The following is a 14,162-nucleotide window of genomic DNA, read 5'->3' as shown; positions in this document are numbered from 1 at the left end:
GTAGGTTGATTTTACACAAGATTTTGCGGCTATTGCACGAGATTTAGAGATGTTACTCACGAGTTTAGGGCATTACTCGTGAGTTTGGGTCATTTACTCGTGAGTTTGGGTCATTTACTCGTGAGTTTGGGTCATTTACTCGTGAGTTTGGAGCAAATACTCGTGAATTAAGTTTAATCAGAGGCATTACATAGTTTTGATTTCGGATAAGCATTCAGCAATGCATTGCCTGATTTGTCATGATAGTAAAGCAAATTTGCAATCTAAATCGTAATCAATACGATTTTTGGTAGCCGGTGAAAATAGTTGAGGTAATGGAGGAATTCTATCGTGTTCAGAAAAAGTAAATCGATTCTTATAGTATGTTTATCATTCTTTCTTTTGGCTGCTTGTTCCACAGAGTCTGCGAAAGATGAAGTGCGAGGGGGGAAGGAAGTGAACTTGCTTTTTAATTTTGCTACTGGCTCGCTTGATCCGAATGTTGATACTAGTTATGTGTCACTAAGGGCTGGAATCACTGAGACATTGGTGCATCTCAATGATGAGGATTTGACCATCGAACCTTGGCTGGCGAAAAGCTGGGATAGCAAGGATGGTCAGTTATGGAATTTTGAGTTAAGGGAGGGTGTGACTTTTCAGAATGGAAAGAAAATGGATGGCAAAGCGGTGAAGGCTTCCTTGGAGAGGGCGATGAAGGATAGTCCGGCGATCAAGAATGCTTTGCGGATTGAATCGATTGAAGCGGACGGGAATGCGCTGTCCATCAAGACGGAGGTTCCCTTTCCTGAGTTTCCTTCTGAATTGGTCCATCCTAATACATCGATTATTGACGTGAAGGAAAGTGACTATATAAACAAACCGATAGGAACAGGGCCATTTGCCGTTTCGAAATTCATGCCTGGTACGGCTGTTGATTTAATACGGTATGAGTCTTACTGGGATGGAGCCGCAAAGCTTGAGAGAGCCAGGTTTTCGTTTAATGAAGATGCCAATGCACGGTCCCTCGCCCTTGAATCGGGAGATGCCGATATTGTTTTCCGTCCGGAAGTGGAAAGCCTCGAAAATTTGGAGGCGATAGATGGTGTGAAGGTTGAATCGACATCCACTTTCCGCGTACATCAAATGACGATGAATTTGGAACGTGAAGCACTGCAGGACATACAAGTCCGAAAGGCGATAGATGCCTTGATCGACCGTTCTTCCATTGCTGATACGATTTTACATGGTCATGCAGAAGTGGCAACAGGACCTTTTCCGTCCACTTTCTCTTTTGCTCCGGACTATCCGAAAAAAGAGAGGGGAATGGAAGCTGCTAAAGGGTTCCTTGATCAGGCGGGATATAAAAAAGTGGATGGTGTCATGCAAAAAGACGGTAAACCGTTAACGTTTACACTTCTTACATACAGTTCACGTGCCGACCTGCCGTTAATTGCCCAGGTTTTTCAATCGGATGCGGGCCAGTTGGGGATTGATGTGAAAATCAAGCAAATAGAAATCCCTGAAGAGTATATGGCGGCCAATCGCGATTGGGATTTAACGACCTACAGCAATTTAACGGCTCCACGCGGGGATGCTGGCTATTATTTAAATGCTACTTATCATCCAAAGGGAGCCTTGAACTTCAGTGGGACCGATGATGATCACCTGACGTCCTTGATTGATAAGCTGAATGTAACGGTCGAGCAGGATAAGCGTTCGGATTTAGCTGAGGATATTGCGATGTATGTGGATGGACATGTGTATAATTCTTTCATTTTACATCCGAATACACTTGTTGCTTATGATGCCGATAGAGTTAAAAACTGGATCACATCGAGAAGCGAATACTACATGCTGACAAATGAACTGGATGTGAAGTGAATGTTCCGCATCTTAGTCCGTCGATTCATTGAGGTCGTGATTTTTGTCCTTGTGATTACATTCATCTCTTTCCTTTTTGTTCGGCTTGCTCCAGGGGACCCGGTCCTCTCGATACTTCAAGTGGATGATGTGTCGATCACAAACGAGCAAGTCAATGAGCTTCGCGAAGAATTGGGGTTCAATGATCCGCTGTTAGTGCAGTATGGCGATTGGTTTGCGGATTTTATCCAATTGGATTTCGGTAATTCCTATCTGACGAATCAGCCTGTGATGGAGATGATCATGAGCGGTCTGCCTGCAACACTTGAGCTGGCGGTCGGCGCATTGCTTGTGATGTTTGGTATAGCCATTCCATTAGGTTCGCTTGCTGCCTTGTACAGGGGAAGCTGGATTGATCAGATTAGCCGCGCCGTTTCTTTGTTGGGCGCAGCCATTCCTAGCTTTTGGTTGGGGCTGCTCTTGATGGATTTATTTGCGGTACGGTGGGGGGCCCTTCCAACAATGGGCAGGGACGGATTTCGTTCTTTGATTCTGCCGTCAGTCACGTTGGGGCTTGCCATCACAAGTGTGTACGTCCGTTTGTTGCGTTCGAGTTTGATAGATTCCCTCAGTCATGATTTCATCAGGGCAGCCCGATCAAGGGGGATTTCAGAAATGCGGATATTCTTTGCACATGCATTTCGTTATAGCTTGCCCCCGGTCATTACCGTATTCGGTGTCAGCCTCGGCAGCCTGATCGGCGGTGTAGTGGTGATCGAAGTGATTTTTGCCTATCCAGGCATAGGTAAGATGGTCGTGGACTCGATTCGGTCACGGGATTATCCAGTCATTCAAGGGTACTTGTTGGTCATGGCCATCATTGTATTCATGGTTAATAGTGCCGTGGATTTATCTTATCGCTATTTAAATCCGGAGCTAAGGCTGAAGGAAAGGAAGCATGGAAAATGGAGTTAGTTATCAAAAAAAAATCCAAAAGGCGCTGGAGAATGAACGTCCTTTTTACGGTGATGGCTACAGTCCTTGCCGTTGCGGCATACACTTTTCTTGTTCTGAAACATGATCCGGCACTGGTCAATCTGGGAGAAAGGCTATGGCCGGCGAGCATGGAACATCCGCTAGGGACGGATCATCTAGGGCGTGATGTATTGACACGTCTTCTGTTTGGCGCACAACTGACGGTTGGCTACGGTCTCTTATCTCTTTTTGCCGCTGTTATCATCGGCGTCCCGTTCGGGGTGATTGCCGGTTTTAAAGGAGGTCTGATCGATCGGATCTTCATGCGCATTGCAGATACATTTCTTGCATTCCCTGATACGATCGTTGCCATTGTCCTTAGTGGCTTATTAGGACCAGGAATCGAAAATCTCCTGTTGGCGATCGTTCTAGTGAAATGGGTGAATTATGCCCGGCTTGTGCGAAGTACGGTGATCACCGAACGCCGGAAGGATTATGTCACAGCTGCTACAATCAATGGATTACGTTCATTTGGGATTATGCGGAAGCATTTATTTCCGCACCTTATCGGGAACGTGCTTGTATTGGCTAGCCTTGATTTAGGAAAAATCATTTTGCTCATAACTTCTTTATCGTATATCGGGCTCGGGGCGCAGCCGCCGGCACCAGAATGGGGAGCCATGCTGAATGATGCCCGTCCATACTTTCAGTCCAATATGTTGCTGATGATTTACCCGGGGCTCGCCATCGTATTTGTCGTCCTTCTATCCAACATACTTGGTGATTATTTACGCGATGCATTCGATGTGAAAAAGGAGGTGGAATCATGAGCATTTTATGCTTGAAGCAGCTAAATATCATGGGAAAGCAACGTCATATCGTCAAGGATCTTTCGTTAGATGTGCAGGAAGGTGAGTGGTCCGCACTTGTCGGACAAAGCGGGAGCGGCAAAAGCATGACGGCCATGGCCATATGTCAGCTGCTTGCACCCAATCTCCAAGCGAAGGGGGAAATATGGTACGGGGAAAAAAATCTTTTAACGCTATCTTCCTCTGAAATCAGGAAGATTCGCGGAAAGCGCCTGGCCTATATTTTTCAAGATTACCAGGGTTCATTTACACCGTTCCTTACTATCGGCCAACATTTCGACGAATATCAGCGAACACATTTGAACCTTTCCAAAAAGGCAAGGAGGCAGCAAGCGGTAAAGGCGCTCATATCGGTGGGCTTGAATGAAGATATCTACGGCAGATACCCTTTTCAATTAAGCGGTGGGCAGCTTCAGCGTGTATCCATTTCGTTAGCTCTGCTGCTTGAACCGGATATTTTGATAGCGGATGAACCGACCACAGCCTTGGACAGTGTATCTTCCTTTAAGGTCTTACAGCTGTTATCGAGGCTCCAAAAAGAAACCGGATGTGCGGTCTTGTTCATCACCCATGATTTACGTCATGTCAAGAAGTATGCGGATCGCATTGCGGTCATGAAAGACGGGGCCATCATTGAGACCGGTGATAAAAATCAGGTATTGAATCATCCGCAGCATGCATATACGAATAAACTGATTCAATCATCGCCATCATTGTGCAGAATTCCATTTGAACTTAAAGGAGTGTCAGGATGACGTTATTAGAAGTGCGAAATGTCCATAAAAGCTATGATAACGGAGTGGATATACTAAGGAACGTGAATTTCAGCATCGAAAGGAAGGAATGCCTCGGGTTAGTGGGCGAGAGCGGCTGCGGAAAAAGCACACTGGCAAGGCTCATCCTTCAGATAGAATCCTTTGACCAGGGCAGCATCTTATTTGAAGGAACCGCGCTGCAAAACAAAAGCGAACGCAGTTTAAAACCGTATCGCAAGTACATCCAAGCCGTTTTGCAAAATCCTGCATCGGCCTTGAACCCAAAACTAAGGATAAAAGATTCACTGATGGATCCATATCTTCAATTTGGCAGCCAGGTCAATATGAAACATTTTACGTATATAAGTGAAGCGAACTATATCGGACAGCTGCTGGAAACTGTGGAGCTCCCAAAGAGTCTTGCTGAACGTTATCCGCATGAGCTAAGCGGCGGACAAAAGCAGCGGGTGACCATTGCACGCGCAATCAGCATTGAACCGGCCCTCATTATATTGGATGAACCGACTTCAAGCCTGGACGTTCTGTCACAAGCAGCAGTGCTGAAATTGTTAAGGGAGCTGCAGGAGACTTTGGACATTTCCTACCTTTTCATTTCTCATGATCTTTCGGCTGTACAGGAGATGAGCCAACGGATCATGGTGATGAAAGGGGGTGCTATTGTGGATTCTTTTGAAAACGAACAGCTTTTTTGCAGCGATCGCCATTCATACACAAAAGAACTGATTTCGATGTTTGAATAATGAGGTTGAGTTTATTCGGGGTTTAAATCGTAATGGTTTCGATTAAAGTGAAGTTTGACTCTTAAGGAGGAAGTAAGGTGAACCATCGATCATATTTGGCCTTGGCCATGCCTCTGACCATATCGACGATAACGACGCCATTGATCGGTGCTGTGGACACCGCTGTTGTGGGTCAGTTACCAAACCCCGTTTATTTGGGCGGCGTAGCTATAGGTACGGTCATTTTCAATACCTTGTATTGGCTGTTTGGTTTTTTGCGGGTGAGCACTTCGGGATTCGCTGCACAAGCACTTGGGGCAAACGATGGGAAGCAAGGCATTTTAGCCTTTTTAAGGCCGTTTATACTGGCGATTGTTGCAGGGGTAGGTTTTATCCTGCTTCAGGGGCCAATTGAACATGTTTCCTTAACACTGATGAATCCCGATGCTGACGTCCGAAGATATGCGGCTGAATACTTCAACATTCGAATATGGGGGATCCCATTCACTTTGATGAATTACGTCATATTGGGATGGCTGATGGGGATGTCCAAGATCAAGGTTTCGCTAGTTTTACAGGTGCTCATGAACCTGATGAACATTGCCCTGGATTTGCTATTTGTTCATGGATTCGCATGGGGTGTGCAAGGGGTAGCGATAGCGACTCTTTTTTCGGAAGTGACGGCCTTCTTCATTGGACTGATCATTATTGTGAAAGCGTCGCCACATCGAATGGAAATGCCACCTTTGAAAGAGATGTTCGATTCGTCATCAATTAAGAAAATGATGTCGGTGAATCGGGATTTATTCATCAGGACGCTTTGCCTGTTGGCCGTTTTTAATATTTTCACGGCAAAGGGTGCCTCATATGGAACGGAGATATTGGCGGCGAATGCCGTACTCATCCAAATTAGCTATCTGATGGCTTACTTCTTTGACGGGCTCGCAAATGCTTCAAGCATTCTTGTGGGAAAAGCGATTGGTGCGGAAGATAAGCACTTATATAAGAAGACTCTGATCCTTTCGTTGCAGTGGGGTGTTCTGTTCTCCCTGATGATTGCCGTCAGTTACTATTTATGCGGTGATATCATCCTATCGCTTTTCACACGGATGCCAAGTGTCATTGAGCTGGCAAACATTTATGGGATCTGGCTTATTTTATTCCCGCTATCTGCTAGTGTAGGCATCGTTTTCTACGGGGTTTTTACTGGGGCAACAGAAGCTGCCCCTATTCGTAACTCGATGATCTATTCCTTGATTGCCTTCTTGATAACACTTTATATTTTTGTGCCGGCATATCAAAACCATGCATTATGGCTGGCCTTTACTGTATTCAGCCTAGGACGCTCGGTATTTTTGGCTTTGTATATACCACGGTTAAGCAAAAAATTATTTCCTAATAGGAGTGTGCGCCTTGAAAACGATCAAATGGTCTAGAAATCAGGAAAAAATCATTCATACATATCTGGATACTTATAAAATTTTACTAAAAGAAGATGATTTATCACCAAATAACGAAATCATCAATCGCGTTTTAACCGAACTGGTTTCGATGATTTCGAAACCGTTGGATCAGCATGTGGCAGAAGAAATTCTCAACCATGATGAAATCCGATCGATTCGGGGTACCATGCTTGAAAAGCTGACGATTGCTGAATCATTGATGGAGAATCATTATGCAGAAATATTTGTTGGCAGTGTGAACACCTTGGATGACTTCCGTTCTTTCATTTATTGGGATAACTACAAAGAACTGATTCAAACGGAGATCAGTGAATTGAAAAAGGTGAAAAATGATATTCAATCATTCGCATTTGTAGGGACGGGTCCTCTGCCACTAAGTCCATTGCTGCTTCAACGGGAGTTGGGTGCGAAAATGACATGTCTCGATATAGATGAACAAGCCCATTCACTTGGCAGGCGCATTGTCCACGAACTGGATGTCGAAGGGAATTCAGACTATATCCTGAATGATGGCGCCCTTCATGATTACAGGGAGTTCGATCTTGTATGGATTGCCAGCCTGGTTCCCAATAAAGAAGAAATACTGGAACGGATATTTCGGACGAACCCTCGCGCAACCGTCGCAATAAGGTCGGTTGACGGCATTCATCGATTATTATATGAGCCCGTTGATGCGACAAAGTTCAGTAAAGTGGCATGTGAGGAAGTCGGAAGAACGATCGCGGATTCTTTCATCATCAATTCAACCATTTATTACACATTTAAATAGTGACACCATGGAACGAGTTGCTACGGCAATTCGTTTTCTTTTGGGAAAAAGATATTCCTATAAACTTACTTGACATTATAAACTTATTAAAATATAATAACTTACATAAAGTAACTAACTAAAGGAGAATTCATACATGAATAAAAATGATGCAGGTCAAGTTTTTTTAAGGGTGATTTTAGGTCTTACTTTTTTCATTCACGGCGTTTCAAAGTTTCAAGGGGGCATAGGGAATACGGCTGGATTTTTCGATAGTCTTGGCATTCCTGGCTTCATGGCATACATCGTTGCAATAATCGAATTGATCGGTGGCATTGCGGTTATACTGGGTTTGGGAACACGAATCGTTTCCGTCCTATTTGCGGTCATTATGGCGGGGGCGATCTTCACGGCAAAATTACCTGCCGGCTTTCTTGGCAACGGGCAAGCGGCGGGCTATGAACTGGACTTGGCGCTGCTGGCCATGTCTGTCTATCTAGTGTGTGCAAACCGTACGGTTCTTTCTTTGGATCATGTGATTTTCAATAAAAAAGGGAAGTGATAATATGGATAAAAATTTTCATCAAAAACCAATTACTTTTGTTGGCGAAGTCAGTATAAACGTTTTGGATTTGAATAAGGCCATTTTGTTTTATCAAGAAATCATCGGTCTTCAAGTATTGAAGAAAAACGACCGGCTGGCTGTTTTAACGACAGACGGAAAAACCCCGTTGCTGACACTTGAGCAGCCTGCGGATGTGATTCCGAAAGAAGGGCGGACTACGGGCTTATATCACTTTGCCCTTTTGCTGCCAAGCCGTGCCGACTTATCGATTTTTTTACGCCATTTACTTCAAACGAAATATCCATTTGGAGCGGCGGATCATGAAGTGAGTGAAGCGCTGTACATTACCGATCCGGATGGCAATGGCATTGAAGTATACACTGACCGGCCATCCACTGATTGGAGATGGGCCGGTGGGGAAGTCGCAATGGGTACGGATCCGTTGGATGGGAATGACCTTCTGGAAGAAAGCGATGGTGAGTGGAGCAAACTCCCAGCAGGTACTTTAATGGGGCATATACATCTGCATGTAGCGGATTTACGTAAAACGGAGGAGTTTTACATGCAGGGTCTTGGGTTTACCGTTGTGAATCGATATGGAGGAGCGCTCTTTACTTCAACCGGCGGATATCATCATCATATCGGGCTGAACACTTGGAATGGCGTGGGCGCTCCTGCTCCAAAGGAAAATAGTGTGGGACTGAACTGGTATACTCTTGTTTTTGCTGATGAAGATGCGAGAAACAAAGTAACGGAGCAACTGCAAGGAATCGGGGCTGCCGTAACGGAAAAAGAAGGATTTTTCGCTGTAACAGATCCATCTGGCAATGAGATTCATTTAGTCGTCTAATTTAAAAGCAGAAAGCAAGGGTGAGGATAATGGGATTCTTAAGTAAATTATTTGGAAATAAAGAAACCGCGGCAGGGGAGAATGGAGAAATGACAAAAGTATTATTCGTTAAAGTGAATGATCGTCCAGCAGATCAGGCAATCAGCTCGAAAATGTATGACACCTTCTTAAAAGCATATAAAGAGACACACCTAACAGATGAAGTGACCGAGCTGGATTTATTTAAAGAAGAACTTCCGTACTATGGAAATACGGCGATAACCGGGTTGTATAAACGCAGCCAAGGTCTTGAACTGACAGCTGAAGAGGAAAAGGCGGCAGAACTGGTTGACCAATATTTAAATCAATTCCTGGCCATGGATAAAGTGGTATTCGCTTTCCCTCTATGGAACTCAACGGTTCCTGCACCGCTAATCACCTACCTTTCCTATTTGGCACAAGCCGGTAAAATGTTCAATTATACGGCGGAAGGTCCTGTCGGGTATGCTGGTGATAAGAAAGTCATGTTATTGAATGCCCGCGGTTCTGATTATGCATTGGAAGGAATGGCTTCTGCTGAAATGGCCGTGAATTTAGTGAAAAATATCATTGGCCTATGGGGAATCAATAATCCTGAGGTCGTGGTCATTGAAGGCCATAATCAGTATCCGGACCGGACACAAGAAATCATCGCAGATGGTTTGGAAAACGTTGCAAAAGCGGCTGAAACATTCTGATTGCGAGTGGAATGAATAGCAGGCAAAGAAGGCCCTCCATATTAATGGGGGCCTTTTTTGTGCGGGAATGATGTTATTTGACCTGATACTTTTTCAAGCGGTATTGAAGGCTTTGGCGGCTTATATTCAAGGCCTTGGCAGCTTGGGAGATATTCATGCCGTGTTCTTTCAAGATTTTCTCCAAATATTGCTTTTCAGTATTGGCAATATAATCATCAAGAGATAAGGTCGACTCCTGTAAATCTCCATTTGCATGATTCTCTTTTCTTTCGGGATGAATGTCTTCCAAATGGGCTTTCTTCCTAAATAGAGTCGGAAGGTGGGTGATGGCAATCTTTGTATCGCCAGGTTCCATTAAATTCATGGCCCCCTCAATGATATGTTCAAGTTCCCTTACGTTCCCGGGCCAGTCGTAATCATAAAAAAGCGAGTAGACCTCTTCACTGATCCCTTCAATATTCAATTCGAACAGCGCATTGAATTTCTCGATGAAGGATTGCGCCAGCAAGGGAATATCCTCTTTCCGTTCACGAAGAGGCGGGATGAATAACGAAACGACACTTAATCGATAATATAAATCCTTTCGTAAATGATCATTTGCAATGGCATCTATTGGATCTTCATTTATCGTTGCTATGACCCGTACGTCAATTTTTTTATCTTTTGTATCCCCAACGCGGCGAATCGTCCTTTCTTGAAGGGCCCTTAATAATTTCGCCTGCATATTCGGATTTAAGGAATTGATTTCATCAAGAAGGATGGTCCCGCCTTGTGCCTGTTCGAATAAACCTGGCCTTTCAATCGATCCGGTGAAGGCCCCTTTCTTCGTACCAAAAAGAATTCCTTCAATAAGACTATCTGGCAGGGCAGCACAGTTTTGGCTGATGAAAGGATGTGTCGAACGGCTGCTGCCATTATGGATGCTTTGGGCAAAGAGTTCTTTTCCCGTTCCCGTCTCCCCGACAATGAGGATGGAGGATGCCGTCCTGGTCGAACGCTTGCTTTTTTCAATGACTTCCAAGAAATTCTCACTCGTTCCGATGATGCTGTCAAACGTATATTTCGTATCGCCTTTATTCAGGATATTATCTTTAATGATTCTTTCAAGATTCGTTATATCCTTTGCCACTTCAATGGCTCCGATGATATTTTGATTCTGGTCCAAAATCGGAAATGTATTATTGATTGTTGTAATTTCCTGTCCGAGATTATTGAAGTAGGTCTGCTTCGAGTTTTCGGTTTTCCTTCCAGAATGAAGCGCCCGTATTAATGTGCTCTCCGTTTCTTCCTTGAATTTAAAGATCTCGTGAATCTTTTTCCCTAATACCTCTTCCGAATCCATGCCTTCTATTTCAGCCATTTTCTTGTTATATATAATGGTCCGCCCTTTTATATCGATTATATGTAACCCGATATCGATTACGTCCACTAGTGAGTGGAGGATGGTTTGGAAACCTTCTATTTTAATGATTTGATCTAAATGCATGAATGCCTCCCGTTTTTCTTCTTTTCTTAGAGCTATTGTAGAGGAATTAAAGCAAAGGCGCAAATAAAATTTGCACAGCAAGAATATTTTGCATTGAAGTGCAAAAATATTTTGCGGAAAAAGTGAAAAAACGCTGTTTTTTATGGTTTTTCTAGTTGGCATGAATTTTGCATTAATAAAAGTGTAAGGTTTAAGCGACAAAAATAGGGATTAGAGCAAAAAATAATGGCATTCTATGTCAGTTTTGCCCCAAAAGTGCTGAATTTCTTTGCATTTTAAAAGAAAAAACATTATTTTTTCAAAAAAATGAAAAGTTGGCACGGTACTTGCTTGATTAATAAGCGAGAAGTAAAAACATAAACTTTAGGGAGATGAGCCATAATGGTCCAACCATATAAACACGAACCATTTACTAATTTTAAAATCGAAGAAAACAAAAAAGCTTTTCAAGCGGCATTGAATGATGTAGCTAATGATTTAGGGAAGAAATATCCGCTGATCATTAATGGTGAAAAAGTGTTTACTGATGAAGTCATTACCTCTGTAAACCCAGCAAATAAAGAAGAAGTTATCGGAACCGTATCCAAAGCGAATAAGGATCTTGCCGAGCAAGCGATGCAGGCGGCAGATAAGACATTCCAAACTTGGAGAAAAACGAACGCGGAAGTGCGTGCGAATATTTTATTCAGGGCTGCAGCCACCGTTCGGAGAAGAAAACACTATTTCTCGGCACTATTGGTTAAAGAAGCAGGGAAGCCTTGGAATGAGGCGGATGCAGATACAGCGGAAGCAATCGACTTCATGGAATACTATGCACGTCAAATGCTGAAGCTTAAAGACGGCATGCCAGTCGAAAGCCGTCCGATTGAACATAATGCTTTCAATTATATTCCACTTGGTGTCGGTGTCATCATCTCACCTTGGAACTTCCCGTTTGCGATCATGGCAGGCATGACGACGGCTGCTCTTGTTTCAGGAAATACAGTCTTATTGAAACCGGCCAGTACAACACCGGTCATTGCAGCTAAATTCATCGAAGTATTGGAAGAAGCGGGCTTGCCTGCTGGAGTCGTGAACTTCATTCCAGGAAGCGGTGCCGAAGTGGGCGATTATTTGGTGGATCATCCTCGTACACGTTTCATCAGCTTTACTGGATCTCGTGATGTTGGAATCCGCATTTATGAGCGTGCTGCAAAAGTTCAGGAAGGTCAAATCTGGTTAAAACGTGTCATCGCTGAAATGGGCGGTAAAGATACGATCGTTGTTGATAAAGAGGCAGATCTGGAATTGGCGGCACAATCAATCGTCGCTTCTGCATTCGGATTCTCCGGTCAAAAATGTTCTGCTTGTTCACGTGCCGTAATAGTGGAAGATGTATATGACCAAGTCTTGAATCGTGCCATTGAATTAACGAAAGAAAAAACAATTGGGGAACCAACGGATGTAAGCAACTTCATGGGTCCGGTCATCGATCAAGCCGCTTACGACAAAGTCATGAGCTACGTTGAAATCGGTAAAGAAGAAGGGAAAATTGTTGCAGGGGGAGAAGGAGACAATTCAAAAGGTTTCTTCATCCAGCCAACTATCATTGCCGATGTGGATGAGAACGCACGCGTCATGAAAGAAGAGATTTTCGGACCAGTGGTTGCATTCTGTAAGGCAAAAGATTTCAATCATGCAATCGAGATTGCCAATAACACGGATTATGGATTAACGGGTGCGGTCATATCGAACAACATCGAACATATCGAACAAGCGCGTGAGGATTTCCACGTAGGTAACTTGTACTTCAATCGCGGCTGTACTGGTGCCATTGTAGGATACCAGCCATTTGGCGGATTCAATATGTCAGGTACAGATTCAAAAGCGGGCGGTCCTGATTATTTAGTTCTTCATCTTCAAGGAAAAACAACATCTGAAACGCTATAAATTTTAGGGGGAATCAACATGACAACAGTAACGGAAAAATTAATCGAGCAAACAGAACAATATGGTGCAAACAATTATAATCCACTTCCAATCGTCATCGCGAAGGCAGAAGGAGTTTGGGTGGAAGATCCTGAAGGCAACAAATATATGGATATGCTTAGTGCCTATTCAGCAGTGAACCAAGGCCACAGGCATCCGAAAATCATCGACGAATTAAAAAAGCAAGCTGATCGCGTAACATTAACGTCCCGTGCATTCCATAGTGATAAATTGGGCCCATGGTATGAAATGGTTTCCCGCATTACGCAAAAAGACATGGCACTGCCTATGAATACGGGTGCTGAAGCCGTTGAAACAGCAATCAAGGCTGTTAGACGCTGGGGTTATGATGTTAAGGGAATAGCAGAAAACCAAGCTGAAATCATTGCTTGTGTCGGTAACTTCCATGGCCGTACAATGGCAGCGGTGTCCTTATCATCCGATGAGGAATATAGAAGGGGCTTCGGACCGATGCTGCCAGGGATCAAGCTTATCCCTTACGGCGATCTTGAAGCATTGAAAGAAGCGATTACACCGCAAACGGCTGGATTCTTAATCGAACCGATTCAAGGTGAAGCGGGAATCATCATACCGCCACAAGGATTCTTAAAAGAAGCTTACGACTTATGTAAAGAAAATAATGTCCTATTCGTTTCTGATGAAATTCAGTCAGGACTTGGACGTTCAGGAAAAATGTTCGCCTCTGACTGGGATGGAGTAGTTCCGGACATGTACATTTTAGGTAAGGCGCTGGGCGGCGGGGTTTTCCCAATCTCTTGCGTAGCTGCAAACCGTGAAATCCTTGGCGTATTCAATCCTGGTTCACATGGTTCTACATTCGGCGGCAATCCATTGGCATGTGCGGTTTCCATCGCTTCATTGGAAGTTCTTGAAGAAGAAAAGCTTGCGGAACGTTCATTGGAGCTTGGACAATACTTTATGGATAGTTTAAAAGAAATCAAGAATCCAATGATTAAAGATATCCGCGGCAGAGGCTTATTCATCGGAGTCGAATTAACGGAAGCCGCAAGACCTTATTGTGAGCAGCTTAAAGAAGAAAAACTGCTATGTAAAGAAACACATGATACAGTTATCCGTTTTGCTCCGCCATTAGTGATTACAAAAGAAGACTTGGATTGGGCAATCGAACGCATTAAAAGAGTTTTATCCTAATATACCTATGAGGTG

The 14,162-nt window shown here is 43.8% G+C and carries 13 protein-coding genes; 12 read left to right on the top strand and 1 reads right to left on the bottom strand.

Annotated features, from left to right (window positions below; all coding sequences use genetic code 11):
* Positions 1-330 precede the first annotated feature (330 nt).
* The 10 genes from nikA (at position 331) to N0M92_RS10075 (ending at position 9,520) form a co-directional block, all read left to right on the top strand.
* On the top strand, positions 331-1,860 hold the full coding sequence (gene nikA / locus N0M92_RS10120) for a nickel ABC transporter substrate-binding protein (protein WP_260285584.1): 1,530 nt from the start codon (positions 331-333) through the stop codon (positions 1,858-1,860).
* The gene (nikB, locus tag N0M92_RS10115; protein WP_260285583.1) at positions 1,861-2,814 is read left to right on the top strand and encodes a nickel ABC transporter permease; all 954 of its coding nucleotides are present in this window, start codon (positions 1,861-1,863) and stop codon (positions 2,812-2,814) included.
* The gene (gene nikC, locus N0M92_RS10110; RefSeq protein WP_397443830.1) at positions 2,805-3,644 is read left to right on the top strand and encodes a nickel transporter permease; all 840 of its coding nucleotides are present in this window, start codon (positions 2,805-2,807) and stop codon (positions 3,642-3,644) included. The genes nikB and nikC overlap by 10 nt, the downstream gene beginning before the upstream one ends.
* A complete protein-coding gene (locus N0M92_RS10105; protein ID WP_260285582.1) occupies positions 3,641-4,438 on the top strand; it encodes an ABC transporter ATP-binding protein in 798 nt (265 codons plus the stop codon). The genes nikC and N0M92_RS10105 overlap by 4 nt, the downstream gene beginning before the upstream one ends.
* Positions 4,435-5,199 carry an ABC transporter ATP-binding protein gene (locus tag N0M92_RS10100; protein ID WP_260285581.1) on the top strand — a complete coding sequence of 255 codons (765 nt, stop codon included), beginning with the start codon at positions 4,435-4,437 and terminating at the stop codon, positions 5,197-5,199. The genes N0M92_RS10105 and N0M92_RS10100 overlap by 4 nt, the downstream gene beginning before the upstream one ends.
* A 77-nt stretch (positions 5,200-5,276) precedes the next feature.
* Positions 5,277-6,614, top strand: coding sequence for an MATE family efflux transporter (locus N0M92_RS10095; protein WP_260285580.1), 1,338 nt, complete (start codon positions 5,277-5,279; stop codon positions 6,612-6,614).
* Entirely contained in the window at positions 6,592-7,410 is an 819-nt protein-coding gene (locus tag N0M92_RS10090) for a nicotianamine synthase family protein (RefSeq protein WP_260285579.1), read from the top strand. Before N0M92_RS10095 ends, N0M92_RS10090 begins: the two co-directional genes overlap by 23 nt.
* Positions 7,411-7,546: 136 nt before the next feature.
* Positions 7,547-7,951, top strand: coding sequence for a DoxX family protein (locus N0M92_RS10085; protein ID WP_192206218.1), 405 nt, complete (start codon positions 7,547-7,549; stop codon positions 7,949-7,951).
* 4 nt (positions 7,952-7,955) lie between these two features.
* Positions 7,956-8,804, top strand: a complete 849-nt coding sequence (locus N0M92_RS10080) for a VOC family protein (RefSeq protein WP_260285578.1) — start codon at positions 7,956-7,958, stop codon at positions 8,802-8,804.
* A 29-nt stretch (positions 8,805-8,833) separates the two neighbouring features.
* Positions 8,834-9,520, top strand: a complete 687-nt coding sequence (locus tag N0M92_RS10075) for an FMN-dependent NADH-azoreductase (protein ID WP_260285577.1) — start codon at positions 8,834-8,836, stop codon at positions 9,518-9,520.
* Positions 9,521-9,593: 73 nt separating this feature from the next.
* Here the strand turns inward: N0M92_RS10075 and N0M92_RS10070 are convergent, their stop codons facing one another.
* Positions 9,594-11,006, bottom strand: a complete 1,413-nt coding sequence (locus N0M92_RS10070) for a sigma-54 interaction domain-containing protein (protein WP_260285576.1) — start codon at positions 11,004-11,006, stop codon at positions 9,594-9,596.
* 381 nt (positions 11,007-11,387) lie between these two features.
* Here N0M92_RS10070 and pruA point away from each other — a divergent pair, with 381 nt between their 5' ends.
* Positions 11,388-12,935, top strand: coding sequence for an L-glutamate gamma-semialdehyde dehydrogenase (gene pruA, locus N0M92_RS10065; RefSeq protein ID WP_192206214.1), 1,548 nt, complete (start codon positions 11,388-11,390; stop codon positions 12,933-12,935).
* An 18-nt stretch (positions 12,936-12,953) separates the two neighbouring features.
* A complete protein-coding gene (locus N0M92_RS10060) occupies positions 12,954-14,147 on the top strand; it encodes an ornithine--oxo-acid transaminase (RefSeq protein WP_192206213.1) in 1,194 nt (397 codons plus the stop codon).
* Positions 14,148-14,162 lie beyond the last annotated feature (15 nt).

It is taken from the genome of Peribacillus aracenensis (assembly GCF_025175645.1).
In the GTDB taxonomy this organism is placed as follows: Bacteria; Bacillota; Bacilli; order Bacillales; family DSM-1321; genus Peribacillus; species Peribacillus aracenensis.
Note: the sequence above shows the minus strand (reverse complement) of the source record. Positions and strands in the feature narration are given on the sequence as shown.